The organism is Gordonia hydrophobica NBRC 16057, assembly GCF_001592365.1.
GTDB classification, from domain to species: Bacteria; Actinomycetota; Actinomycetes; order Mycobacteriales; family Mycobacteriaceae; genus Gordonia; species Gordonia hydrophobica.
Map to the genome: position 1 here is coordinate 229,559 of NZ_BCWU01000005.1, position 24,018 is coordinate 253,576.

Here is a 24,018-nt window from a genome sequence, read left to right on the forward strand (position 1 = left end):
CGATCAGCTCGCGGTGTAAGCGGGCTCGCTGCGGTAGCGCGACGCGCGGCCGTCGATGCCCAGCGCCCGCCAGACCCGACGCGCGACCGGATTCATCAGACCGCACTGCTCGGCGAGCATCCGGACGTCGCCGAAGACGCCTGCCAGGAACGCGGCCGACTGCGGCGAGTCCCAGAAGATCTCGTTGAGGACCTCGCGCGGGACGTCGAACTCGCGCTCGAACTCCTTCGGCGGCACGACGATGGCGCCGCACAGTACGCGCATCACGATCGGCATCGCGATCGAGAGCAGGAACTTGGCGAACCGACCCTTCGGCGGGACCGTGGTCCGCAGATGATTGTGCGCGAACGAGATGTGCCGCGCCTCCTCGGCGACATGCAGCTGCATGACGGCGGACATCGCGGGATGCATGTCCTCGCTGGCACGCAGGAAGTCCTTCTGGATGTGGTCGATAGGCTCTTCGCCCGCGAGCACACCGAAGAAGAAGACGGTGGGCGTCAGCGTGGAGAACAGCGGAATGATCGGGGAGAGGCGGCGCAGCCACGGCCGCATGCCCTTGGTCTCCATGCCGATGCGGTTGACCAGCTCCTGGAACATGAGGGTGTGGTTGCACTCCTCCTTCGCCTCGTGTGTGGTGTAGCGGAACCGCTTGTCACCGTTGGGGAGGCGGTCGGCGTACTGCATGAGGCCGCGGATCAGGATCGACTCGAACTGCAGTCCGACCTTGGCGACGTTGGCCTGGCGCCACATGCCGATCTTGATCTGCTTCTCTTCGGGAAGTGCCTGGTACCACGGGTGCCGACCGATGGGGTCGACCGTGGAGGAGAGGATCCACCGCGGATCGTCGGGGACGACGGCCATGTGCGGCGCATCCCAGTCGATGTCGAGGTAGGGATCGAAGTTGCGACTGACCGACGCCGATGAGAGATCGTCGAGAACCTGCTCGTAATCGGTCTCGACTGCGTGCTTGGCCGGCGGCGTGTAGGTGGTCGGCCGGGGCTGAGTTGTCGTCATGGTCTTCTCCTGAGCTCGTCGGTGGACGAAGGTCTCCGAACTAGTGGCTTCAGCGTCTCACCGCTTCGGAATCTTGTCAATGCTCGATGGCACAATCAGTGTCGGTTCATCCGGGGTGGCCTGCATCACAGGTCAGTCGGCAGGGACAATGTTCGGGTGGAGATCGTAGGAATCATCGTCGTCTGTGTGCTCGCCGTCGCCGGCGCCAACCAGCTCGCGCCTCGCGTGCGAATCGCCGCACCGCTGTTGCTGGTCGCGGTCGGTGTCGCCGTCAGCTACCTGCCGACGGCGCCGAACATCTCGGTGAACCCGGAGATCATCCTGATCGGCGTGCTGCCGCCCCTGCTCTACGCCGGTGCCGTCGCCCTGCCCGCGATGGACTTCAAACGTGACTTTCAGGCGATCAGCGCCTTGTCGATCGTGCTCGTGGTGGTGAGCGCGCTGCTGCTGGGCGTGTTCTTCATGTGGATCCTGCCCGACGCGGACTACGCGACGGGGGTTGCGCTCGGCGCCATCCTCAGCCCGACGGACGCCGTCGCGACCGCCACCGTCAAACGCGTCGGTGCACCACAACGACTGGTCACGGTGCTCTCCGGTGAGAGCCTGTTCAACGACGCCAGCGCGCTGGTGGTGTTGCGGGCGTCGATCGCGGCGATGGCGACGAGCGTCTCGCTGATCGGCGTCGCGGTCTCGTTCGTGTGGGCGATTCTCGCGGCGGTCGTGGTCGGCGCCCTGGTCGGTTTCGTCTTCGTCCGCATCCGCGAGCAGATCTCCAACGTCGCCGTCGCCACGGCGATCTCGTTCACCACCCCGTACATCGCGTACGTACCGGCCGAGGTGATGGGCGCGTCCGGTCTGGTGGCCGCCGTCGCCGCCGGGTTGGTGACCGGACGTGGCTCACTCCGACGGCTCACCGCCGCGCATCGGCAGTCCGATCAGCAGACCTGGGCCACCGTCGAACTGTTGCTGGAGGGCGGCGTCTTCCTGCTCATGGGCTTGGAGTTGAAAGCGCTGGTCGAGGACGTGTGGGAGAGTCACGAGACGGTGTGGCACGCCGTGTGGCCCGCGGCGATCGCCTTCGCTCTGCTGATGGCGATCCGGTTCGGGGTGGTGATGGCGTTGGTGGCGGGGATCGCTCGGCGATCGCGCCGCGTGATCGCGCGAGCGCCGTTGCTGGAGCAGATGCAGAACCGGTTCGGTGATGCGGAGGTCAGCGCCGATCGGATGACGCGGAACCTCCAACGTCGGATCGACCGTCGGCTCGCGGACATCGACTACTACCGCACCTCGTCGATCGGCGTCCGTGAAGGTTACGTGGTGGTCTGGGCGGGGATGCGCGGGGTCGTCACCCTGGCTGCGGCCCAGACGCTGCCTGCGGAGACGCCCTACCGATCGCTGCTCATCCTCATCGCGTTCGTCGTCGCGGCCGGCTCGTTGATGCTTCAAGGCGGCACGCTGGGGCCGTTCATCACGATGCTCAAGCTGCCGGACCAGCGCGCCGACGCGGCCGCCGAGCGCCGTCGCCTCAATCGAGAGATGGTCGCGATCAGCGAGGAGGTCCTGCACGATCCGTCGGTGTGCGGCACCGATGGCTATCTGGCGCGCAGCGTGGAACAGGTCAGGGCCCTGGAAGCCGACGATGACTTCGAGGGCGACGCCCTCGACCTCAGACTGCATAACGCCGCTGAGATGCGGCGGGTGCGCCGGGTCATCATCGATCGACAGCGGGTGGAGTTGATCGATCTCCGCGACCGCGGCGCCTACAGCTCGGATGCGCTGTCGGCGGCACTCGAACGGCTCGACGCCGAGGAGATCAGCATCGGCGCCTACCGGCCGCATTGATGGCTCGAGGGGTCAGCCGAAGAGGATCGTCGGCAGCACGCTGGTGAACCAGAGCAACGACAAGCCGAGGAGCAGCCAGAACGCGCCCTGCCAGACCTGCCAGCGCCCGCCGGCCCGTGAGCTGATGAAGGTGCGGGCACCGGCGGCGAGCGTGCCGACGAGGACGACGGCGAGCGATGCCAGCATCAGCCCCTTGGTGAGGCCGTCGCCGTCGACCGAACCGGCCGCGATCGCGCAGATGATGCCCAATCCGATGGTCACGGCGACGTGGATCGCCGCGGGACGGAACTCGCGCGACGAGAAGATGGCCGACCTCATCGAAGACTCCTGAAATTTCATTGTGGGCGGGTGCGGACGGAAAAGACTCCGGCGGGGCAGAGTCCTTATGACTCCATTGTACGGATCCGAACTGCACCGATCGGGACACGAGGTGTTCGTACCGATGCGCACCCAAGGATCGTGATGGACAATGGAATTGAGGCTTACTACGGGCGCGGCGAGAGCGTCTCGGGCCGGTGTGAAGGAGAGAGTCGCTAATGAGCCTGATTCTGGTCGGCGTCGACGGATCGCCCGAATCGACCAACGCGGTCCGGTGGGCGGCCGCGGCAGCTGCGGCCGAGAACCTCGACCTCAAGATCGTTGCCGCGTACAGCTCCACGACCAGCGATTACGCACCCGGTCTGGTCATCCCGCAGGACGTGATCGACGCGATCCGCAGCGAGTCGACCGGATTCGTCCAGGATGCCGCCGCCGTTGCTCGCGAAGTGGCGCCCGACGTGAAGTTGAACGGCTCGATCGTCGAAGGCGACGCCGCTCGCGTCCTGCTCGAACTCGGTGAGAAGGCGCACATGACGGTGCTCGGCACGCGCGGCCTGAGCAGCGTCAAGGGACTGTTCCTCGGATCCGTGAGCACCAGCGTCGCCGCCCACTCGAAGGGGCGCGTCGTGATCGTGCCGGGCGGAGCGCTCGGCGGCGACGGGCCGGTGGTGGTCGGCGTCGACGACTCCAAGATCAGCGACCCTGCCGTCGCGGAGGCCTACCGTCAGGCCGATCTGCGCGGCAAGAAGCTGGTGGCCGTGCACACCTGGACTCCGCTCGACGCCGACGCCCTCCACGGCTTCGGACTCGACGCCGCCGAGATCGACGAGATGTCGCAGCAGGCCGTCGAAGCCGTCGCCGAGCGGATGGCGGGGTACGGCGAGGACTACCCCGACGTGGAAGTGGAACGAGTGGTGGTTCCCGAAGAGCCGGCGAAGGCGATTCTCGACGCGGCAGGCGACTCCGCGTCGCTGATCGTGATGGGCAGCCGTGGTCGCGGCGGGTTCACCGGCCTGCTCCTCGGTTCACGCAGCCAGAAGGTCCTGCACCACGCGCACGTTCCGGTGATGATCGCGCGCCGCTGACCGACACTCGCAGCGGCCGCCGCCGCTCCGTACGTCAGGCCACTGTGGTCTGACGTACGGAGCGGCTGCTGTTCGGACGCCCTCGCTACGCTGAACTCACAATGAAAAACCTCCCTCGCGGGCTGTGGATCCTGCTGATCGCCAACGCGGTGATCGCCCTCGGATACGGCCTGGTCGCCCCTGCGCTGCCCATCTTCGCCAAGAACTTCGACGTCTCGACGGCTGCCGCGGGCTTCGTCGTCTCGGCGTTCGCCCTGATGCGCCTGATGTTCGCCCCGGCGGGCGGACGCCTGGTCACGATCCTCGGTGAACGCAAGATCTATCTGACCGGTCTGTTGATCGTCGCGGTCAGCACCGCGGCGTGCGCCTTCGCGCAGAGCTATTGGCAGCTCCTCGTCTCCCGCGCGGCAGGCGGCATCGGCTCGACGATGTTCACCGTCTCGGCGATGGCGCTGCTCATCCGACTGTCGCCGCAAGAACTCCGCGGGCGTGCGTCCGGCTATTTCTCGGCGGGTTTCCTGGTCGGCAACCTCACCGGTCCGCTGATCGGCGCCGCGCTGGTCGGGTACGGACTCCGACTCCCGTTCGTCGTCTACGCCATCGCGTTGCTGATCGCCGCGGCCGTCGTGGCCGGATTCATGCCCCCGCCACCGGAGCCGGAGCCGACCGGTGACGAGAAGAGCGAACTCCCGGCGGCACCGGCCTTCTTCTCGTCGCTGAAGACGCGTGAGTATCGGGCCATCCTCACCTCGAACTTCGCTCAGGGATGGGCGTCGATGGGCGTCCGGGTGGCGTTGGTCCCGTTGTTCGTCGAGGAGGGGCTCAACTCCGGTCCCGGTTGGGCGGGCATCATTCTGGCCTGTTACGCGGCGGGCAACATGGTCGCCATTCTGATCTCGGGACGGCTGTCGGACCGGTACGGCAGGCGAGCGGTGATGCTCCCCGGTCTGATCGTGGCGGCGGCAGGCACGCTGCCCCTCGGCTTCTCGCCGGACATCTGGGTGGCGTTGGTGCTCACCTCCGTCGCAGGAGTCGGCTCGGGCTTGTTCGCACCGACGCACCAGGCGGCGCTCGGCGACCTGCTGGCCGGCCGTCGCCGCGGCGGATCGGCACTCGCCGCCTACGGGATGGCGTCCGACGTCGGCGCCGTCTCGGGCCCGATCGTCACCGGATTCATCGCCGACGCGGTCGGGTACGGCACGGCGTTCGTCGTCACCGGCGGGGTGGTGCTGTTCGCCCTCGTGATGTGGCTGTCGGTGCCGGGCGCCATCACGACCAGCTCGGCAGCCAGATCTGCTGATTCCACTCCACGCTCGAAATAGGGGCGCCGACCAGGACCGGCCACAGCCAGACGAAGTTCGCGATCACCAGCGCGATATAGAAGGAGACGGCCAGCACACTGAGCAGTCGTCGCTCCGACTGCGCGCCGCGCGGCGCAGCGCGCAGCAGGTCCCCGCACACCAGCGCCAGTCCCATCACCAGGAACGGCGCCATGGCGGTGGCGTAGAAGAAGTACATCTGACGGTCGATGTCGCCGAACCAGGGGACGATTCCCGCGCCGTAGGCGACGAGGACCGCCACATAGCGCCAGTCGCGTCGCGATGCGATCCGCCACAGCGCCCACCCGACCATGGGAAGCGCGAGCCACCACAGTGCCGGTGTGCCGATCAGCATCTGCGCGCGGATGCAGTCGGCGCCCGAACATTGGTCGGGTCCGTACGAGATCGCGTACAGCATCGGCCGCAGGCCCATCGGCCACGTCCACGGCTTGGACTCCCACGGATGGTGGTTGCCCGCCGCGTTGGTGAGTCCGGCGTGGAACTCGAGGATTCCGGACTCGTAGTACCAGAACGAGCGGACCGCATTCGGCAGCCACGACCAGGTGCCGTCGACCCCGATCTTCTCCCCGGTCGCATACCGGTACACCGCAGTCTCCGACGCGAACCACGGCGCGAAGCTCGCCAGATACATGAGGAACGGCATCAGTCCCAGCGACGACGCCGATGGGATCAGATCGCGCCGCAGCACCCCCATCCATGGACGCTGCACGTGATACGCCTTACGCGTGGCGACGTCGCATCCGAGTGAGAGCAGCGTGAACGCGACGACGAAGTAGGCGCCCGACCACTTGGTGCCGCACGCGAGTCCGAGCATCAGGCCTGCGGCGAACCGGTACCAGCGGAAACCGAATCGCGGACCGAACGGGGAGTCACCGATCCGGCCCTCCTCCCAGACCCGGTGCATGCGTTGTCGCATCTGGTCGCGGTCGGACACCAAGGCCGCGAAGGCCAGGGTGATGAACAGGATCTGGAAGATGTCGAGCATGCCCATCCGGGACTGCACGAACAGGACGCCCTCGCAGATCGCGAAGACGCCTGCGATGGCGCCGATCAGCGTGGAGCGGGCCAGCCGTCGCACGGTGAGATAGACCGCGAGGACGATGATCACGCCCGAGACCGCCGAGACGAACCGCCAGCCGATCGGGTTGTACCCGAACATCCATTCGCTGAGCGCGAGCATCCACTTCCCGACAGGTGGATGCACCACGAGACCGTACGCGGGGTTGTCCTCGATGAAGTTGTCGCCGGTCAGGACCTGCCAGCCCTGGGGGACGTAGTGCTTCTCGTCGAAGACGGGGGTGCCGTTGTCGGTGGGATGCGCCAGATCCCAGAAGCGGGTGGCGACGGCGATCAGGGTCAGCACGGCGCCGACGATGGTGCCGCGCAGGCGGTCGGTGGCGCCGACCACCGGTTCGGGGACCTGCGGACCGGGTGCCGTGCCCAGGTCTTCGGTGAGCGCGCGGTCCGCGACGGTCGCGCGTTCGATGGAGGCGGCAGGGGTCACCTGAGCGATGGTAGCCGGATCAGTAGTCTGAGTCGGTGATGAGTAGGGACCGGAGCACCGGCGTCGACGTGGCGGGCGAGCCGGGAGCAGGGCGTCTGGTTCTGGCGGGGACGCCGATGGGACAGCCGGACGACGCGTCGCCGCGACTGCGTGCCGCGCTCGGCTCCGCCGACATCGTCGCCGCCGAAGACACCCGCCGCACTCGAGCCCTGGCAGCGGCTCTCGGCGTCGAGATCACCGGGCGCGTTCTCAGCTACTACGACCAGGTGGAGGCGGCGCGCACACCGGGCCTGATTCAGGCGATCGCCGACGGCGCCACCGTCCTGCTGGTCACCGATGCCGGGATGCCGTCGGTCAGCGACCCCGGCTACCGGCTGGTCGTCGCGTGCGCGGACGCGGACCTGCCGATGACCTGCCTGCCGGGACCGTCGGCCGTGACCACGGCGCTCGCACTATCGGCGATGCCGTCCGAGCGGTTCTGCTTCGACGGCTTCGCACCCCGCAAGTCCGGCGCCCGTCAGGAGTGGCTGAGCGAGCTGCGCACGCAGACGCGCACGGTCGTCTTCTTCGAGTCGCCGCACCGGCTGGCGCAGACCCTGGCCGACGCCGCCGCGGTCCTCGGCGAGGACCGTCGTGCCGCGGTCTGCCGGGAACTGACCAAGACATACGAGGAAGTGCGGCGCGGCGGGCTCGCCGAACTGGCTGCGTGGGCGGCCGACGGTGTGAAGGGCGAGATCACGGTGGTGCTGGCGGGCGCCCCGGCCGTCGACGAGTCCGTCGAGATCGACGACGTCGCCGCCCGCGCCCAGGAGCTCGCCGAGGGCGGAGTCCGACTCAAGGAGGCCTGCGCGCAGGCGGCCGCCGGCACGCCATTCTCGCGTCGCGACGTCTACCAGGCGGTCCTGGCAGCGCGGAGCGAGTGAGGGTGGCGATGCGGAGCGGCGCGATCCCGGAGGCGGCCGGCCGGGCCGTCCGGGAACTGAATCCGGCGTACTTCGGGATGGTCATGGCGACCGGCATCGTCTCGATTGCCGCGAAGGCACAGCACTGGGACGTGCTGTCGACGGTGTTGTTCGCGATCGCAGGCGTCGCCTATGCGGTGCTGGTCCTGATGAACCTGGCGCGACTGCTGCGCTTTCGGCAGGTCGTCGCACTGGATCTGCGGGTGCCGACGAGGACGTTCGGCTTCTTCACGATCGTCGCCGCGACCGGCGTGCTGGGCTCCCGCGTGATGCTGGACGGGCAGCTCGCGGCCGCCGTCGTGTTCCTCGCGGTGACCGCCGGACTGTGGCTGGTCCTCGGGTATCTGCTGCCGCCGCTGGCGTTCTCGACCGGGGCGAGTGAATCGCAGCTGGAACGCGCCGACGGCACCTGGTTCCTGTGGGTGGTCGCGACGCAGTCGGTCGCGGTCCTGGCCGCGGCGGTGCAACCGCACGTCGACACAGGTCGAGCGCAGCTGGCGCTGCTCGCCGTGCTCTGTTGGTCGGTCGGTGTGTTCCTGTATGTCGCCGTCGCGTTGTTCGTCGCGTCCCGCGTGTTCATTCACCAACTGCGGCCGGGAGAGCTCAGCGGCGCCTACTGGATCGCGATGGGTGCCACGGCGATCACCGTGGTCGCGGGCGCGAACATCGCGGGAATGGCCGACGCGCCGATTCTGCGGGTCACCCAGTCGACGATCGAGGCCGGGTCGGTGATCTTCTGGGCGTTCGGAACGTGGTTGGTCCCGCCGCTCCTGTTCGCCGGCTACTGGCGCCACATCCGGCATCGTGTCCCGCTGTCGTACGACATCTCGTTCTGGTCGATTGTGTTCCCGCTCGGCATGTACGGCGTCGGAAGCAGACAGCTCGGCACCGTCAACGACATACCGCTCCTCGACACCATCGGCCACGTCGAGATCTGGGTCGCCGTCGTCGCCTGGGCGCTGACGTTCGCGGGTTTCCTGCTGACACTGGTGCGGTGGGCGCAGTCCGCGATCGCCCGGACAGCCGAGCGCGCGGGACCGGGCTGACCGCCGCGTGCACGCGCCGGACGCCGCGGGCGTCGGTCGTCACCCGAAGGCGACGATCGACGCCGCTTTGTCCAGGCATTCCTGCCACTCCGCGGCGGGGTCGGAGTCGATGGTGATGCCGCCGCCGACGCCCAGTGTCAGCGCACCGTCCGGCGTGATCGCCACGGTGCGGATGGCGACGTTCAGGTCCAGGAGACCGTCGGGTCCGGCCATCCCGAGCGCACCGCAGTAGACGCCGCGCGCTCGTTCCTCCCAGTCGGCGAGGAGTTCCTGCGCGCGGATCTTCGGCGTTCCGGTCACCGAGGCGGGTGGGAACGTCGCATCGAGCAGCGCCGTGTTGCCGACGTCGTCGGCGAGGTCGGCGGCCACGGACGACACCAGATGCCACACCCCGGGCGCGCCGACTACGGTCAGCAGATCGGGGACGGTGACCGAGCCGGTGCGGGCCACCCGACCGAGGTCGTTGCGGACCAGATCGACGATCATCACGTTCTCGGCGATGTCTTTGGTCGAGGCGGCGAGCAGGGTCGGGTCGGCGGAGGCGGGCAGGGTGCCTTTGATCGGCGACGACGTGACCCGACTGCCGCGTCGGTCGAGAAAGGACTCCGGGCTGAAGCTCGCGATGGCACCCCACGTCCCGGACAGCCACGCCGCTTTGGCGGGTGCGGTGGTGGCGACGACGTCGGCGAAGAAATCGAGCGGGCGACCGTGGAGCAGGCCGCTGAACTGGGTGCAGACGCACGCCTGGTACACCTCGCCTGCGACGATCGCGTCGCGGCACTGCTGCACGGCGCGCAGATGGCGGTCGCGGTCGGGGACCGCCCAGTCGGCGTGCCAGGAGGCGCGGTCAGTCGTCGCGGCGAGCGCGTCGGTCACCCAGCCGGGCCGGGCGGCTCCGGACGCGCTGACCCACGACCACGCGCCGTCGACCAGCCGGAGCACACCGTCGGTGAGACCACCGACCACCTCCGGCAACGGTGACTCGCCGCTCCGCACGGGGAAGCCGAGCGCACCGAACCAGAACTCGTCGGGACGGTCCGGCGGTGCGACACCCGCGGTCACGGCGATCGAGGGGGCGATCACCGCGTCGGCGTCGGCCCAGTCGCCGATCAAAGCGGCCGGTCCGGGGAGCCCGCGGCGCGCAGTGGCGGAATCGAGCGCGTGCACGACGTCGAGCGCCGACACCGCAACGGCGGTCATGCGCGGCCGGTCATGCGTCGACGGTGGGCATTTCCTGACGCGGGAACACCGGCGTCGGCTTCGGCAGTGCGGTCCCCGGCGACAGCCGGTCGGTGACGGCGGTGAACCGGCGGGCCTGCTCGTCGGCGTCGATGGCGAGCAGATCGAGCAGCGTCGACGTGGAGGTCGGCATCACCGGCTGCGCGAGCAGAGTGACGACGCGGACCACCTCGGCGCACACGTAGAGAACGGTGCCGGTGCGGTCGAGGTCGGTCTTGGCGAGCTTCCACGGTTCCTGTGCGGAGATGTACCGGTTGGTGTCGGCGAGGACCGACCACATCGCTTCGATGCCGAGGTGGATGGCCTGACGGTCGAACAGGTCGCGGACTTTCGGTAGCAGCGCGTCGGCGGCGGCGAGCAGAGCCGAGTCCTCGGTGGTGAGGTCGCCGGGCTGCGGCACTTGCGACTCGAAGTACTTGCCGATCATGCTCAGCGTGCGCTGTGCCAGGTTGCCGTACTCGTTGGCGAGGTCGGCATTGTTGCGGGAGACGATCGCCTCCGCGGAGTACGAGCCGTCCTGTCCGTACGAGACCTCGCGGAGGAAGAAGTAGCGGACCGCGTCCAGCCCGAACTGCGCCACCAACTCGTGCGGATCGACGACGTTGCCGACCGACTTGCTCATCTTCTCGCCGCGATTGAACAGGAAGCCGTGCGCGAAGACCCGCTGGGGGACGTCGATGCCTGCGCTCATCAGGAACGCGGGCCAGTACACGCAGTGGAAGCGGATGATGTCCTTGCCGATGATGTGCAGATCGGCGGGCCAGAACCGGTCCAGCATCGTCCCGTCGTCGGGGAAGCCGACGCCGGTCAGGTAGTTGGTCAGTGCATCGACCCACACGTACATCACGTGATCGGGTGCGCCCGGGACCGGGACGCCCCAGTCGAAGGTCGTTCGCGAGATCGAGAGGTCGTTGAGTCCGCCCGCGACGAAGGCGCGGACCTCGTTGCGCCGCACATCCGGGCCGATGAACTCGGGGTGCTCGTCGTAGAGGGCCAGCAGTCGGTCCTGGTACTGGGAGAGACGGAAGAAGTAGGTCTGCTCTTCGGTCCAGGTCAGGACGTGGCCGTTCTCGGTCGCGACGCGCTGACCGTCGTCGGCGACGGTCGTCTCGTCCTCGCTGAAGAACGCCTCGTCGCGGACGTCGTACCAGCCGGCGTACGAGTCGAGATAGATGTCGCCCGCGGCCTCCATCCGCTTCCAGATCTCCTCCGACGCCCGGTGGTGGTCGGCGTCGGTGGTGCGGATGAAGCGGCTCAGATCCGTGCCGAGGGCGGCGTGCAGCGCCTCGAAGCGGTCGGAGTTGGTCTTCGCCAACTCAGCCGTCGAGACGCCGTCCCGCTCGGCCGTCTGCTGCATCTTCTGCCCGTGCTCATCGGTGCCCGACTGGAACCGGACGTCGAATCCGTCGAGGGATTTGAACCGGGCCAGCACATCCGCCGAGATGAACTCGTAGGCGTGCCCGATGTGCGGGGCGCCGTTCGGGTACGCGATGGCGGTGGTGATGTAGAAGGGCGACGACGCGCCAAAGGACTCGCTCGGCATAATACGGCGATTGTACGTGCGCGGGAGGGATCAGACCGCGCGACCCTCCCTCCGTCGCTGGTCACGCCGAACGGCGGCTAGCGTCCCGGACGCCGGTACGGTTCGCAGCCGGGAGGGGCCTCGGGGGCGTCACGTGATTCCACCGGCGGGATGTCGCGGATGACGGGGTCGTCGCCGAGGACGAACTGTTCGCCGTGGTGCGCGAGGTCGACGGTCGGTCCCGACAGCAGGCGGTAGGTGGCCTGCTGCGAGTCGATGGCGACGACGATCCGCGACTCACGGATCACCATGCGGAACGACATGTAATTCAGTCGCGAGGGGAGTCGCGGTGCGAACGTGATCTGTCCGTCGAAATCGCGCATGCCGCCGAATCCGGCGACGCAGTCGGTCCACGCACCTGCCAGCGCCGCGATGTGCAGACCGGACGAGACGTTGTTGTGGAGGTCGTGCAGGTCGGTGAAGACCGATTCGCTCATCAGGTCGTACGAGAGGTCCAGGTACCCGACCTCCGCGGCGGTCACCGCCTCGCAGCAGGCCGAGAGCGACGAGTCGCGCACCGTGATCGGATAGTAGTAGTCGAAGTTCGCGAGCTTCTGCTCCGGCGAGAACCGATCGCCGAACAGGTACATCGCGAAGACGAGATCGGCCTGCTTCACCACCTGCTTGCGGTACAGGTCGAAGTACGGGTAGTTCAGCAGCAGCGGGTAGCGGCCGCGGGAGCGATCGAAGTCCCAGCGGTCGAGCTTCGTGAACGACTCGGACTGCTGGTGCACGCCGAGGTCGTCGTCGTAGGGGACCGTCATGTCATCGGCGCAGCGCGTCCAGCGCGTCAGGTCGTCGTCGTGCACGCCGAGACTGCGAGCCACCGCGGGCTGGCGGGAGCAGGCGGCGACGGCGTCGCGCAGCGCCTGCTGAACAGCGAGGTTGGTGAACACATTGTTGTTGACGATCGCGGTGTACTCGTCGGGTCCGGTGATGCCGTCGATGCGGAACTTGCCGCTGGAATCGTGATGACCGAAGGCGGAGAAGAAGCGGGCGATCTCGACGAGCAGCTCCACGCCGCACTCCACTTCGAAGGCTTCGTCGCCGGTCGCGCGGATGTAGCGGGCGGTCGCATTGGCGATGTCGGCGGACACGTGGATGCCGGCAGTTCCTGCGGGCCAGTAGCCCGAGCACTCGTCGCCGTTGATGGAACGCCACGGGAACATGGCCCCGTCCTGACCGAGTTCGGCGGCGCGTTCACGCGCCTTGTCGAGGGTCATGTGCCGCCAGCGGAGCTCCTCGCCCGCAGCGGCCGGGACCGTGTAGGTGAGCATCGGCAGGACGAAGCTCTCCGTGTCCCAGAAAGTGTGGCCGTCGTAGCCGGGGCCGGTGAGGCCCTTCGCCGGGATGGCGCGGGACTGTCCGCGCGCGCCGGCCTGCAGCACGTGGAACAGGGCGAACCGGACCGCCTGCTGCAGCTCCGGGTCGCCGTCGAGCTCGATGTCGGCGTCCAGCCAGAACTCGTCCAGGTAGTCGGCCTGCTCCTGCTTCAATGCCTCCCACCCCGTTTCGCGGGCCATCGCGAGCGCAGCCTCCACCTGTGCGCGCAGCGCGGGCACCGAGCGGCGCGCCGACCAGCCGTAGCCCATGTATTTGGTGAGGACCAGCTTGCTGCCCTGGGGGACGGTCGCGGCGACGGTCAGGCGCGCGAGGTCGCCTTCGGCGCGGATCGCGGTGTCTGCCGAACCGGGAAGCTCCAGCTCGTGATCCATGCCCGCGGCGACGGCGAGCTCCGACCGTCGGGTGTGGTGGACCAGGACGGCGGAGAGGTCTTCGCAGTCGGCGAGATCGCCCACCAGCGGCTGCTCCAACGACGCCGCCATTCGCGGATCGGCGGCCGCCGAGACGCCGCCGATCGGCTCATTGGCCAGCAGGTCCGACTGGAGGACCAGCTTCATGTCCTCGCCGATCGGCTCCACCTCGTAGCGAATGGCGCCGATGGTGCGCTTGGTGAACGACACCAGCCGCTCGGATCGGATCCGCACGGTGCGGCCGGTCGGGGAGGTCCACAGGGTGCTGCGGCGCAGTGTGCCGGTCCGGAAGTCGAGGACCCGCTCGTGCTCGACGGTCCGGCCGTACCGCAGGTCCATCGGCTCGTCTTCCACCAACAGCCGGATGATCTTGCCGTCGGTCACGTTGACGACGGTCTGCCCCGACTCGGGGTAGCCGTAACCGCTCTCCGCGTAGGGCAGATCCCGCAGCTCGTAGAAGCCGCTGAGGTAGGTGCCGGGCTGGTCGACGGGCTCGCCCTCCTCGAAGGATCCGCGCAGCCCGATGTGCCCGTTCGAGAGGGCGAACAGCGTCTCAGTCCGACCGATCATGTCCACGTCGAGGCCGCGCCACCGCAGCTGCCACGGACTGACGTCGAATCCCTCGACCGGATGCACGCCGTGGTGGGGCACGTTCACCGGATCGGTATGGCTCGACGTGTCGCCGTGGGTGGTGTGGGCCAGCTCGCTGGTGGTCGGCTCGATCACAAGGAGATCCTTCTCGGCTTTGACTGGGACAGGTCAGTTCTCGGCGAGCAGCTCGTCGAGATCAGTGACGACGATAGAGGCACCGGCCGACGTCATCGCGTCCGACTGGCCGCCGCCGACACGATCGACTCCGACGACATACCCGAACCGCCCGGCGGCGCCCGCCTGGACACCGGAGATCGCGTCTTCGAAGACGCACGCCGCCGCGGCGTCGACGCCCATCAACTGTGCGCCCCGCAAGAAGGAGTCGGGGGCGGGTTTGCCTGCCAGGTGCTCGTCGACGATCGTGTTGCCGTCGACCCGATGCTCGACGAACTCGGTCAGCCCGGCGGCGTCGAGGACTTGAGCGCCGTTGCGGGAGCTCGTCACGACGGCGATCCGGAGGCCCGCATCGCGAGCGGCGTGCAGATAGCGCACGGAACCGGGATAGGCGACGACGCCGTCACGGTCCAGGGCGGCGAGGAAGGCGTCGTTCTTCGCGGCGGCGATCGCGGTCGCCGCGTCGTCGGCCACCTGCAGTCCGCGGGAGTCCAGGAACGATCGGACGCCGTCCATGCGGGGGCGGCCGTCCACGAAGTCGAAGTAGTCCTGATCGGTGAACGGGCGCAGTTCGTCGGTGCGATCGGCGATCGCCCCGCCCGCGCGCTGCGTCAGAAAGGCGTTGAAGGTGTCGGTCCACGCGGTGCGATGCACCGAGGCGGTATCGGTCAGCACGCCGTCGAGGTCGAAGAGGGCGACGGTGATGACATCAGGAAGTCCCAGCACGACCACGACGCTACCCGGCGATTGCTGCTGGGGCTTCACAACCAATGTGTTGCTCCCAGCAAGTCAGGTGATGCTAGCCTAACTCGGTGATTTCTAAGTCTGAGCGCAGGCAACCGTCCCTCGATCTGAGCGCTCCCGGGGCCGCGAGCATCAGTCGCCGTTCGCTCCTCCGCGGTGCCGGACTGGGCGTGATGGCCCTGGCACTCGGCGCATGCTCGTCGCGGGAGACGGTGGACGGTGGCGGTGGAGGGGCCGGCAAGCAAATCGCCGTGACCGACATGCGCGGCATCGAGGCGCAGCTCTCGGGGCCCGTCGAGCGGATCGCGACGGCAGTCATTCCGGCACCTGCGATGATTGCGGCCGTGGACGGCGGCTACGACCGGATCGTCGGAATCAACGAGTCCACGAAAGCCTCGAACCGACAAGGCATTTTCGAGGAGATGTTCCCCGAATCCGCGAACTCGACGGTGATCGCGCCCTCGAGTTTCGTGCCGAATGTCGAGACGATCGTGAAACTCGATCCGGACGTCGTCTTTCAATGGTCCGATCGGGGCGACGACTTGATCGACCCGATCGAAGCCGCCGGATATCCGGTTCTCGGGCTGGTTTACGGCACGCAAGCCGATCTCGAAGCGTGGATCTCGATCTTCGGTGAGGTCCTGGACAAGCCGGACCGCAGTCGCGAGATCCTCGAGTGGATGCATGCCGAGGAGGCATCCTTGCGGGAGAAGACCCGGGGCCAGGACAAGACGGTGCGGACGTTGCACCTGAAGCAGTCGGGCGAGGGCTACGCTGCCAGGAATTCGACCACCTACGAGCACTACTGGATCACGCTCGCCGGCGGCGAGAACGTCGCCGCGGACCTGGTCGGCGCCGACAGCACCGTCAGTGCCGAACAGCTCATCGAGTGGGATCCGGAAGTGATCACCTTGGGCGGCTTCGACGAGCGGACACCGCACGAGGTGTACGGAGACCCGGCGTTGGCGTCGATCAGCGCCATCCGGAACAAGCGGGTCTACAAGGCGCCGATCGGCGCCTACCGGTGGGAGGTGCCGTGCGCCGAGTCTCCACTGATGTGGCGATGGGCGACGAAGATTCTGCACCCTGATCTGGATCTCGGTGATCTGCGGGCCGAGACGGCTGCGCGGTTGAAGCAGCTGTACAACTACCAGGTGTCGAGCGAGCAGATCGATCGGATCCTGCGCGTCGACCTCAATGGCCCGAGCGCCGACTACGCGGTGTTCCGTGCGTGAATCCGCCGCTGCCGTCCGGGTCGGTGCTGCCCTGGACGTCGGCGACGACGCTGCCGATCCAGCAGGGCTCGAGGTGGCCACGTCGCGACGGTGGCGAGTGCATCCGGTGGCGGTCTGCGTCGTCATCGTGCTGATGGTGGCGGTGGCCGCGTTGACGATCGGCCGATCCTGGGTGCCACCGAACGAGATCCTTCGGATCTGCGCCGATAGGTTTCTCGCGTTGCTCCCGTTCATCGACGATTCGCCGGTGCGCAGGACGTGGACTGACGCCGAAGCCTCCATCGTGCTGCAGGTACGACTGCCGCGTGTGATTCTCGGGCTCCTCGTGGGCGGCGCACTCTCCCTCGGTGGCGCCTGCCTCCAGGCGTTGTTTCGCAATCCACTCGTCAGCCCCGACATCATCGGCGTGACGGCGGGCGCCTCGCTCGGCGGGGTCCTGGCGCTGATGCTCGGACTGTCCAGTGCGCTGCTCGTCGGCGGCGCATTCGGATTCGGCCTGGTGGCGCTGGCCATGGTGCTGGCGCTGGCACGATTGGCCCGGACGGGCGCGGTGTTGATGATCGTCCTGGGCGGCATCGTCATCGCGGCGTTCTTCAATGCCTGCGTCTCGTTCATCACCTATGTGGCGGATCCGTACTCCGAACTACCCTCGATCGTGCACTGGCTGCTCGGGTCGCTGGCGTCCGCCGACTACGGCAAGGTGATCACCGCGCTGATCCCGGTCGCACTGGGTGCGACTGTCATTCTCGGAATGCGATGGCGGATCAACGTGCTGTCGCTGGGCGACGACGACGCCACAGCGCTCGGCGTGGACCCGCGCCGTGCGCGCCCGCTCCTTCTCGGCGCGATTGCGCTGATGACGGCCGGAACGGTCGCCGTCGCCGGTGCGGTGAGCTGGGTGGGGTTGGTCGTACCTCATCTGGCGCGACTGTGGGTCGGGACTGACCATCGTGTGCTGCTTCCGGTGTCGATCCTGCTGGGCGGAGCCTATTTGACGGTGATCGACACGTTGAGCCGAACGCTGACCAGCAGTGAACTACCACTCGGCGTGCTCACCGCCATCATCGGAGCGCCCGTGTTCGTTGGACTGCTCATCATCGCGATCCGAAAGGGGACGCTCAGTGGACTGTGATGTCGACGAAGCTCAGTCGCTCGGCGGCCCGACGCAGGCGGCGCCGTCACCCGCGGCGGACTGCGGGACACCCGTGCTGCGCGTCGACGGGCTTGGATTCCGCTACGGCGCACGGATGCCCTGGCTCTTCCGCGACCTCGCATTCACTGTGCGTGAGGGGGAGATCCTCTCGATCCTCGGGCCCAACGCGCGAGGGAAGACGACCCTGCTCAAGAACCTCGCGGGCATCCTGAAGCCGGTGGCGGGTTCCATCACCGTCGATGTTCCGAGCAGTTACGTTCCGCAGGACCACGGCGCAACGTCGTCGTACCTGGTCGAGGACATGGTGCTCATGGGGCGTACCCGGATGTTGGGCGCATTCCGGTCTCCCGGCGACGCCGATCGCGAGGCCGCGCGCGCCGCGATGAAGCGAGTCGGCATCGCGCGGTTGGCGGGCCGGTCCTATGCCGCGCTGTCGGGAGGACAGCGACAACTCGTGCTCATCGCGCGCGCCGTGGCGTCCGAGGCCCGACTGCTGATCCTCGACGAGCCCGCGTCTGCACTGGACCTGCACAACCAGGCTCGGGTTCTCCACGTTCTCGGTGAACTGGCAGATCTGGGAATGGCAGTGGTCATGACGACCCACCATCCCGATCACGCGCTGCACTGTTCACGCAACACGCTGTTGCTCTTCGGCGAGCACGACGCGCAGTGGGGCGCGACCACGTCGCTGTTGACAGCGAGCACGCTCAGCGCCGTGTATCGGTTGCCGATCGACGTGCACGCACTGTCGACGCCCTCCGGTACGCGATGGATCACGGTGCCGGATCTCGATGGGGCGCCGCTGGTGTCGCACATCGCCCCGCGCAACGAAGACGATCAAGTACTGACGACGAACACAACTGACAGGGAGGGACGATGACGGTTTACCGACTCGACGGACGGGTCGAGCCGCCCATACTCGATCACGCGCCATGGATGGACGACATCACATCGGCCAGCGTCTACGATCTCGACTCAGATGCGGCGCAGTCGCGCATCCTTTCGGCGGACGGGTTGCTGATCGCCTCCAGCGCTGATCATGTGCACTTGGCGAAACACCGTGCGACGTTGACCTCGTTCGTCCGTGACGGAGGTCGCGTCCTCGTCAACGGTCAGGTCGTCCTGCCGTTCATCGACGGACTCGCGACGTGGTCCAAACTGAACTACAGCACCGCCGGCGACCTGCAACCCCATCTGGTTACTGCGCACCCGCTGTGGGACGGGGTCGATCACCAGGACCTGCACTATAGGACCGGGCGACCCGGGGTGCACGACTACCAGACGCTGACCTCGATCGGCGTCGCCGGCTTCTACGGGCGGGGATATCACGTCAATCTGCCTCCGGACGCACAGGTGATCACCGGTATCGGCCCGCTCCGCCTGCCTCTGGACTACAGCTATCGGATCGGGCTGGGCGAAGTGATCGTGCACGCGGGACGGGATCTGGACAAGTACGCAGACCCGCGATACAGCACTGGCGCGTTTGGTCCCAATATCGCTGCCTGGCTCAGCGGTTCCACGAATTCGACGACCACACCCGATCTTCAAGGAGTCGCGCGATGAGCCTTCCTCGCATCTGCCTGGTGCACTGCGGGACGTACCCCGCTCTGACGACACTGCAGGATCTTGCCGTGCTCGCGTACGGCGTGGACGGCGTCTACCTCCCGGACGCCGATCCGGAGAAGATTGTCGACTACGACGTGGTCGTGGTCTCGGATCGGCTGCCCCCGGTGCAACGAATGAAGCTCGAGACCATGACCGACCGGATCGTGCAGGACTCGTCGAAGACGCTCATCGTGCTCGGCCAGAACGATGTGCAGGACTGGCTGCCCGGCCTCGGCTTCACTTTTCGCAGGCCGGTGTTCTGGAAGTGGCGCACCGGAGAGGACACCGGGACTCGAGGGCGTCTGCCCGAGGACCCGTTCTGGGACTATTTCGATCTCGGCGCGCTGAACTGGCACAATCACGGGCTGCTTCACCCGTCGGCGGGGACCAAGTCACTGGTGGTGGTCGAGGAGGACGGCCGCGAGCAGGGGGCCGTGGTCCTCGTGGACGAGGTCAACCAGCCGGCCAGGCTGCTCGTGACCACGATGGACCCGGTCTATCACCATGGGTCGGGCTTCATGCCCGGTGCCACGCGCATGCTCTACGGCCTCCTCCGATGGTCGGTTGCGCCGCGGGACCGGCGATCGGTTGATCGCTCCGACGCCGGGCTCACCGAACCAGCGGACACCGTGCACGCGGGATGACCGCCTCACCCGCCGAAGGCACACGAGGGATGGTCGACGACGGCGACCGCATCTGGGTGGGCGGTTCGGCAATCGCAGTGGTGTCGGGCAAGGTGGACCTGTGACCGATCAGGACGAAACGACGGAGACCACCGCCACGGACCTCACGGCCAAAGAGATCCGCAAGCGCAAGCGGCGCATGCCGCCGCCCGATCCGACGCCGCTACCGGGGCTCGTCGATGCCCACACGCACCTCGCGGCGTGCGGAGGTCGCGCCGAAGAAGACGTCCGCGTGATCCTCGACCGCGCCGAGGCCGTCGGTGTGGAACAGGTCGTGACCGTCGCCGACGACATGGTCGACGCCCGCTGGGCCGTCGCCGCCGCCCATTGGGACTCCCGCGCGTTCGCCGCGGTGGGACTGCACCCCACCCATGCCGCCGATCTGGACGATGCGGCGCGTGCCGAATTGACGGAGATGGTCGCCGATCCGCGCGTCGTCGCAGTCGGGGAGACCGGCCTGGACTATTACTGGACCACCCGGTCGGACGACTGCGCTGATCCCGCCGTGCAGCGCGACGCCTTCGCGTGGCACATCGACTTGGCGAAGCGGTCGGGCAAGCCGTTGATGATCCACAATCGCGAGGCGGATCGGGATCTGCTGGACGTGCTCGCCGCCGAGGGCGCGCCGGAGACGGTGATCATGCACTGCTTCTCCGGAACGCCCGCGATTGCGCGTGAATGTGTCGACCTCGGGTACGTGTTGAGCTTCTCCGGGACTGTGACCTTCACCAACTCCGTCGAACTTCGTGAGGCCGCACTGCTGACTCCCGACGAGCTGATTCTGGTGGAGACCGATGCACCGTTCCTGACTCCGCATCCCTACCGTGGCCAGCCGAATCAGTCGTATTGCCTGCCCTACACGGCGCGCGCGCTCGCCGAACTTCGAGGAGTCTCGGAGGAGCAGATGGCTGAAACCTTGGGAGGTAACGCGCGCAAGCTTTATTCGGTTCCGTTGCGGTAACGATCCCCGAACCGTTATCGTATCGTGATCCGTGCTGCCGACGCGGATGGCTGTACCCGACCCCGGCAGGAAATGATGTCTGTTCTTAAACGTATTAACGCGTCCACGTCCATGCGCGCTCGAGTAGCACTCGGCGCCGTCCTCGCCACCGTCGCCGCAGGAGCGACCACCGGCGCGGTCATGCACAAGGAAGTGACGCTCGCGGTCGACGGCCAGACGCAGACGGTCAGCACCATGGCCTTCTCGGTCGAGAGCGTGCTCCGCGACAACGGCATCACCCCGGAAGCCGGCGACAAGATCAGCGTGGACCTGTCCAGCGCTCCCAAGGACAATCAGGTCATCACCGTCGACCGGCTCAAGAAGGTGCAGCTCGTCGTCGACGGCAAGCCGATCAACATCACCACCAATGCCTCCACCGTCGAACAGGTGCTCGCGGAGCGCGGCATGGAGTCCAGCGCCGTCACGCAGCCGCTGAGTCGCACGCTTCCCGTGGACGGCTCCGACGTCGACGTCACCTCGCCCAAGCGGGTCAAGCTCGACGACGGCGGCACCAAGTCCACGCCCACGGTCGCAGCCAAGACTGTTCGTGACCTCCTCGAGCGCACCGGCAAGCCGCTGACGGCCACCGACAAGGTGACCCCCGCCGCCGACACGCCGGTCACCAAGGACATGAAGATCAAGGTCACCCGCATCGTGACCGAAGACAAGACCGTCACCGAGGCGGTCAAGCCGCCTGAGAAGACGGTCGACGACGACACGCTGACCAAGGGACGCAAGGTCGTCGAAGAGAAGGGCACCCCCGGCAAGGCTGAAGTCACCTACTCCGTCACCACCGTCAACGGCAAGGTGACCAAGAAGGAGAAGGTCAGCGAGAAGGTCCTCGTCGAGCCCACGGAGGCCACCGTCCGCGTCGGCACCAAGCCCGGCGCCCCCTTCGTCGCCCTCGGCAGTGTCTGGGATCAGCTCGCTCAGTGTGAGGCCACCGGAAACTGGGCGATCAACAGTGGCAACGGCTTCTACGGCGGCGTCCAGTTCGACCAGAACACCTGGGACCGCTGGGGAGGCCAGGAATACGCGCCGCGTGCCGACCTCGCTACCCGCGAGGAGCAGATCGCCATCGCCAAGAAGACCCAGGCGGCGCAGGGATGGGGCGCATGGCCTTCCTGCTCGTCCAAGCTGGGGCTTCGGTAAGTCTTCGTCAACCTCACTACGCTCGCCTGCTCGCGCGGGTTCGCACGGATCATGATCCGCGCGAACCCGCGCGAGCTGCTTTGTGCGCGTGGTGGCAGTTGCCGCCGCGCCCGCGGTGATCGATCACGTGATCTGGGCCATGTCGACCAGATGTCTGGCGCCGTGTATCGTCACACCCAATTGATAACGATAATCGTTTGCATTAGGGGGTGTGATGACTTTCGAGGACTCAGGCCGCACCACGGCACAGTCGCAGTCCGGGGAGGCCGCGCACAGCGCAGATCCGCGGTCGGGTGAAAGACGTTGGGTCACTGCGCTGGTCGGGTTGTCTGCGGTCGTGATGACCCTCGACATCAGCATTGTGAATGTCGCTCTCCCCGACATCGCCGCCGACTTCGGTTCCGGACTCGAAGCGGCGCAGTGGATCATCAATGCCTACGTACTCGCTTTCGCCGCGCTGCTGCTCACCGTCGGCGCGGCCTCCGATCGACTGGGCAGGCGTCGGATCTTCCTCGTCGGTCACGTGATCTTCGCGGTCGGCTCCCTGCTGTGCGCGCTCGCCCCGACGGACGCGATCCTGATCGGAGGGCGAGGAGTGCAGGGGATCGGCGCCGCTCTCGTTTTCGGCACCTGCCTCGCGCTGCTGTCGGACGCCTACGGCGACGACTCCGCCGGACGCGTCCGCGCGGTCGGCGTCTTCATGGCGTGCGGCGCCGGTGCCGTAGCGCTCGGCCCGTTGGTGGGCGGACTGCTCGTGGAACTGGGCGGGTGGCGCTGGATCTTCGCGATCAACCTGCCGATCGGCGTCGGCGTCATCATTGCGACGCTGGCGACGATGAATCTGGCCGACAAGACCGTCGGCAGCAGCCGTGTGGACCCGGTGTCGACGGTGCTGATCACCACGCTCTTCTTCGCCGCCAACTTCGCACTTCTGTCGGGTCCCGACCACGGTTGGACGTCGCCGCGGGTGCTGCTCTGTGCTGTGGTGACCGTCATCGTGGGAGTGGCAGCGTTCTGGCGGCAACGAGCTCTGGGCGACGATGCCATGGTCGACCTGTCGTTGTTCCGGATCCCGACCTTCTCCGCGGTGATCTTCATCAGCTTCGCCATTCGGGTGTTCAGCTTCGGCGTCTTCCCGTTCCTCATCTTCTGGTTCTCCGGCGCCAACGGCCTCAGTCCGGTGCAGACCGGTGCGGTGCTCCTCTTCCTCGCGATTCCGATGATCATCGCTGCTGGACCGTCGGTCGCCCTGGCCCGCGTCGTCTCGCTCGCCAGGGTCCTGGCCCTGTCGATGTCGACGGTCGCCGCAGGTCTGATCTGGGCCGCCGTCGTGGCCGGCCCCGACGCGTCGTGGACCGCGTTGATCGGACCGCTGGTACTCATCGGAATCGGGTCCGGACTCTCGATGCCGCACATCATGGACATCGCGATGGCCGTCGCGCCCGCCCGATTGGCAGGCACGGCGACCGGCGTCGCGAACACCGCTTTCCCGCTCGGCACCGCCGCAGGCATCGCCGTCTTCGGTGCACTCATCCACGGCCGGGTCGACGCCGCGTCCGCGCTGCCCGAGCCGGCCCGCCCCCTGGCGTATGTGGCCGAGTTCGATCGCCTCGCACCACTCGGCGAGTCCGCGGTCGACGCCGCGCGCTCGGCCTATGGGAGTGGACTGACCACCATGTTCATCGTTGCGGCGGCAGTCGCTGCCGTCGCCGCGGTGGTCGCGCTCACCAGCGTGCGCACGAACGACTTCCGGGCCTGACCGGTCCATCTTCACCAGACGAAGGAAACATCCGCGTCGACGCGGCCGTGACCCGATCAGCGGTCCGGCGGTCACCGCGCGGACCCGCACGAAAGGGCGATCAACCATCAGCACAACGGCCAATCCCGTACCTGCCGAAACCATCATGCCGGGGTGCACCCTCCCGACGACCTCGACTCAGCGGGCCTACCTCGTCGGACGTGATGCAGCGCAACCGCTCGGCGGCGTCGACTGTC

20 protein-coding genes are annotated in these 24,018 nt (G+C 67.4%); 13 read left to right on the plus strand and 7 right to left on the minus strand.

Annotation, left to right across the window (positions count from 1 at the left end; all coding sequences use genetic code 11):
* Window positions 1–3: 3 nt before the first annotated feature.
* Window positions 4–1,014, minus strand: a complete 1,011-nt coding sequence (locus GH2_RS10715) for an AurF N-oxygenase family protein (RefSeq protein WP_066167151.1) — start codon at window positions 1,012–1,014, stop codon at window positions 4–6.
* Between the two features lie 156 nt (window positions 1,015–1,170).
* Between GH2_RS10715 and GH2_RS10720 the strand changes: the two genes are divergently transcribed.
* A complete protein-coding gene (locus GH2_RS10720) occupies window positions 1,171–2,856 on the plus strand; it encodes a cation:proton antiporter (RefSeq protein ID WP_066167153.1) in 1,686 nt (561 codons plus the stop codon).
* A gap of 12 nt (window positions 2,857–2,868) precedes the next feature.
* Here the strand turns inward: GH2_RS10720 and GH2_RS10725 are convergent, their stop codons facing one another.
* Window positions 2,869–3,174 (minus strand): hypothetical protein, encoded by a 306-nt coding sequence (locus GH2_RS10725; protein WP_066167156.1) that lies wholly within the window; start codon window positions 3,172–3,174, stop codon window positions 2,869–2,871.
* 218 nt (window positions 3,175–3,392) lie between these two features.
* Between GH2_RS10725 and GH2_RS10730 the strand changes: the two genes are divergently transcribed.
* Both GH2_RS10730 and GH2_RS10735 read left to right on the plus strand, forming a co-directional pair.
* Window positions 3,393–4,259 (plus strand): universal stress protein, encoded by an 867-nt coding sequence (locus GH2_RS10730; protein WP_066167159.1) that lies wholly within the window; start codon window positions 3,393–3,395, stop codon window positions 4,257–4,259.
* 101 nt (window positions 4,260–4,360) lie between these two features.
* Complete coding sequence (locus GH2_RS10735) at window positions 4,361–5,581, plus strand: MFS transporter (RefSeq protein WP_066167163.1); 1,221 nt, start codon at window positions 4,361–4,363, stop codon at window positions 5,579–5,581.
* Here GH2_RS10735 and GH2_RS10740 read toward each other — a convergent pair.
* Window positions 5,529–7,085 (minus strand): dolichyl-phosphate-mannose--protein mannosyltransferase, encoded by a 1,557-nt coding sequence (locus tag GH2_RS10740; RefSeq protein ID WP_066167398.1) that lies wholly within the window; start codon window positions 7,083–7,085, stop codon window positions 5,529–5,531. The two genes, GH2_RS10735 and GH2_RS10740, sit on opposite strands and share 53 nt — an antisense overlap.
* 56 nt (window positions 7,086–7,141) lie before the next feature.
* Between GH2_RS10740 and rsmI the strand changes: the two genes are divergently transcribed.
* Both rsmI and GH2_RS10750 read left to right on the plus strand, forming a co-directional pair.
* Window positions 7,142–8,026, plus strand: coding sequence for a 16S rRNA (cytidine(1402)-2'-O)-methyltransferase (rsmI, locus tag GH2_RS10745; RefSeq protein WP_066167166.1), 885 nt, complete (start codon window positions 7,142–7,144; stop codon window positions 8,024–8,026).
* Between the two features lie 8 nt (window positions 8,027–8,034).
* Window positions 8,035–9,111 (plus strand): tellurite resistance/C4-dicarboxylate transporter family protein, encoded by a 1,077-nt coding sequence (locus tag GH2_RS10750; RefSeq protein WP_066167401.1) that lies wholly within the window; start codon window positions 8,035–8,037, stop codon window positions 9,109–9,111.
* 39 nt (window positions 9,112–9,150) lie between these two features.
* Here GH2_RS10750 and GH2_RS10755 read toward each other — a convergent pair whose 3' ends face one another.
* The 4 genes from GH2_RS10755 to GH2_RS10770 all read right to left on the minus strand — a co-directional run bounded on the left by GH2_RS10755 (window position 9,151) and on the right by GH2_RS10770 (window position 15,177).
* The gene (locus GH2_RS10755; protein WP_066167169.1) at window positions 9,151–10,311 is read right to left on the minus strand and encodes an aminodeoxychorismate synthase component I; all 1,161 of its coding nucleotides are present in this window, start codon (window positions 10,309–10,311) and stop codon (window positions 9,151–9,153) included.
* Between the two features lie 10 nt (window positions 10,312–10,321).
* Window positions 10,322–11,893 (minus strand): methionine--tRNA ligase, encoded by a 1,572-nt coding sequence (gene metG / locus GH2_RS10760; RefSeq protein WP_066167171.1) that lies wholly within the window; start codon window positions 11,891–11,893, stop codon window positions 10,322–10,324.
* Window positions 11,894–11,970: 77 nt separating this feature from the next.
* Window positions 11,971–14,337 carry a glycoside hydrolase family 65 protein gene (locus GH2_RS10765; RefSeq protein ID WP_066167404.1) on the minus strand — a complete coding sequence of 789 codons (2,367 nt, stop codon included), beginning with the start codon at window positions 14,335–14,337 and terminating at the stop codon, window positions 11,971–11,973.
* Between the two features lie 108 nt (window positions 14,338–14,445).
* The gene (locus tag GH2_RS10770; protein WP_066167408.1) at window positions 14,446–15,177 is read right to left on the minus strand and encodes a beta-phosphoglucomutase family hydrolase; all 732 of its coding nucleotides are present in this window, start codon (window positions 15,175–15,177) and stop codon (window positions 14,446–14,448) included.
* A gap of 86 nt (window positions 15,178–15,263) precedes the next feature.
* Between GH2_RS10770 and GH2_RS10775 the strand changes: the two genes are divergently transcribed.
* From GH2_RS10775 to GH2_RS10810, 8 genes are all read left to right on the plus strand, one after another.
* Window positions 15,264–16,430, plus strand: a complete 1,167-nt coding sequence (locus GH2_RS10775; RefSeq protein ID WP_204700981.1) for an ABC transporter substrate-binding protein — start codon at window positions 15,264–15,266, stop codon at window positions 16,428–16,430.
* Window positions 16,423–17,562 (plus strand): FecCD family ABC transporter permease, encoded by a 1,140-nt coding sequence (locus GH2_RS10780; protein WP_244885364.1) that lies wholly within the window; start codon window positions 16,423–16,425, stop codon window positions 17,560–17,562. Before GH2_RS10775 ends, GH2_RS10780 begins: the two co-directional genes overlap by 8 nt.
* Entirely contained in the window at window positions 17,552–18,463 is a 912-nt protein-coding gene (locus GH2_RS10785) for an ABC transporter ATP-binding protein (protein WP_244885365.1), read from the plus strand. Before GH2_RS10780 ends, GH2_RS10785 begins: the two co-directional genes overlap by 11 nt.
* Window positions 18,460–19,146 carry a hypothetical protein gene (locus tag GH2_RS10790; RefSeq protein ID WP_066167177.1) on the plus strand — a complete coding sequence of 229 codons (687 nt, stop codon included), beginning with the start codon at window positions 18,460–18,462 and terminating at the stop codon, window positions 19,144–19,146. Before GH2_RS10785 ends, GH2_RS10790 begins: the two co-directional genes overlap by 4 nt.
* Window positions 19,143–19,832 carry a hypothetical protein gene (locus GH2_RS10795; RefSeq protein ID WP_066167179.1) on the plus strand — a complete coding sequence of 230 codons (690 nt, stop codon included), beginning with the start codon at window positions 19,143–19,145 and terminating at the stop codon, window positions 19,830–19,832. Before GH2_RS10790 ends, GH2_RS10795 begins: the two co-directional genes overlap by 4 nt.
* Window positions 19,833–20,010: 178 nt before the next feature.
* The gene (locus GH2_RS10800; protein WP_066167414.1) at window positions 20,011–20,832 is read left to right on the plus strand and encodes a TatD family hydrolase; all 822 of its coding nucleotides are present in this window, start codon (window positions 20,011–20,013) and stop codon (window positions 20,830–20,832) included.
* A gap of 75 nt (window positions 20,833–20,907) precedes the next feature.
* A complete protein-coding gene (locus tag GH2_RS10805) occupies window positions 20,908–22,023 on the plus strand; it encodes a resuscitation-promoting factor (protein WP_066167416.1) in 1,116 nt (371 codons plus the stop codon).
* 214 nt (window positions 22,024–22,237) lie between these two features.
* Window positions 22,238–23,782 carry an MFS transporter gene (locus GH2_RS10810; protein ID WP_066167182.1) on the plus strand — a complete coding sequence of 515 codons (1,545 nt, stop codon included), beginning with the start codon at window positions 22,238–22,240 and terminating at the stop codon, window positions 23,780–23,782.
* The last annotated feature ends 236 nt before the right edge of the window (window positions 23,783–24,018 follow it).

What these genes read in the sequence shown, in the direction of transcription:
- GH2_RS10715 (WP_066167151.1), bottom strand. Translation starts at nt 1,014, where the DNA reads ATGACGACAACTCAGCCCCGGCCGACCACCTACACGCCGCCGGCCAAG.
- GH2_RS10725 (WP_066167156.1), bottom strand. Translation starts at nt 3,174, where the DNA reads ATGAGGTCGGCCATCTTCTCGTCGCGCGAGTTCCGTCCCGCGGCGATC.
- GH2_RS10730 (WP_066167159.1), top strand. Translation starts at nt 3,393, where the DNA reads ATGAGCCTGATTCTGGTCGGCGTCGACGGATCGCCCGAATCGACCAAC.
- GH2_RS10735 (WP_066167163.1), top strand. Translation starts at nt 4,361, where the DNA reads ATGAAAAACCTCCCTCGCGGGCTGTGGATCCTGCTGATCGCCAACGCG.
- rsmI (WP_066167166.1), top strand. Translation starts at nt 7,142, where the DNA reads ATGAGTAGGGACCGGAGCACCGGCGTCGACGTGGCGGGCGAGCCGGGA.
- GH2_RS10750 (WP_066167401.1), top strand. Translation starts at nt 8,035, where the DNA reads ATGCGGAGCGGCGCGATCCCGGAGGCGGCCGGCCGGGCCGTCCGGGAA.
- GH2_RS10755 (WP_066167169.1), bottom strand. Translation starts at nt 10,311, where the DNA reads ATGACCGCCGTTGCGGTGTCGGCGCTCGACGTCGTGCACGCGCTCGAT.
- metG (WP_066167171.1), bottom strand. Translation starts at nt 11,893, where the DNA reads ATGCCGAGCGAGTCCTTTGGCGCGTCGTCGCCCTTCTACATCACCACC.
- GH2_RS10790 (WP_066167177.1), top strand. Translation starts at nt 18,460, where the DNA reads ATGACGGTTTACCGACTCGACGGACGGGTCGAGCCGCCCATACTCGAT.
- GH2_RS10795 (WP_066167179.1), top strand. Translation starts at nt 19,143, where the DNA reads ATGAGCCTTCCTCGCATCTGCCTGGTGCACTGCGGGACGTACCCCGCT.
- GH2_RS10800 (WP_066167414.1), top strand. Translation starts at nt 20,011, where the DNA reads ATGCCGCCGCCCGATCCGACGCCGCTACCGGGGCTCGTCGATGCCCAC.
- GH2_RS10805 (WP_066167416.1), top strand. Translation starts at nt 20,908, where the DNA reads ATGTCTGTTCTTAAACGTATTAACGCGTCCACGTCCATGCGCGCTCGA.
- GH2_RS10810 (WP_066167182.1), top strand. Translation starts at nt 22,238, where the DNA reads ATGACTTTCGAGGACTCAGGCCGCACCACGGCACAGTCGCAGTCCGGG.